General features: G+C 53.3%; 1 protein-coding gene. It reads right to left on the reverse strand.

The genetic code is table 11. The annotated features are described in order from the left end of the window. Nucleotides 1-60: 60 nt before the first annotated feature. The coding region (locus tag HW443_RS12665) for an FAD-dependent oxidoreductase (protein ID WP_176238382.1) at nt 61-583 on the reverse strand (523 nt) is incomplete at its 5' end.

Genomic DNA, 583 nt, shown 5'->3' on the forward strand with positions numbered 1-583 from the left:
CCTCCCCCTGTTCCAGGTGAAACACTGCAGTCTATTCATACCTGGCCGTAGACATTGTGCTCATCTTAACTCTCGGCTTTCTTCTGTACATATTTCGTGTTGGAAGGTGACGCGCGTGTGCTTTTCTTTAATTCTCCCCACTTGCTCCCGGCTGATCAATCCTAGTTTATGTCCTATCTCCGCCAACTGACGGTCAGCGTTGTCATGCCGGAGAGCCAACCTGTACTCATCTCTTGAGGTAAGCATTCTGTAAGGTTCTTTTTGCTCTTTGCGGGTAAAATCATCAATCAGTACCCCAATGTAGGCCTGAGTTCGATCCAGAACCAGCATCTCTTTCCCCCTGGCCCTCAGAGCAGCATTTATGCCGGCCGTCAGGCCCAGGGCAGCCGCTTCCTCGTACCCGTTGCTCCCCGCCACCTGCCCGGCAAAGAAGAGCCCTTTTATGCTCCGGTGCTCTAGAAAGACGTTCAATTGCAGGGGGGAGAGGTAAGCATACTCCACGGCGTAGCCGGGGGTAGTAATCTCGCAACCCTCCAGCCCCTTCATAGACCTGACCATCTGCTCTTGAACAGGTAGGGGGAGA

Origin of the sequence: Candidatus Hakubella thermalkaliphila, assembly GCF_013281975.1 — a bacterium.
GTDB lineage: Bacteria > Actinomycetota > Humimicrobiia > Hakubellales > Hakubellaceae > Hakubella > Hakubella thermalkaliphila.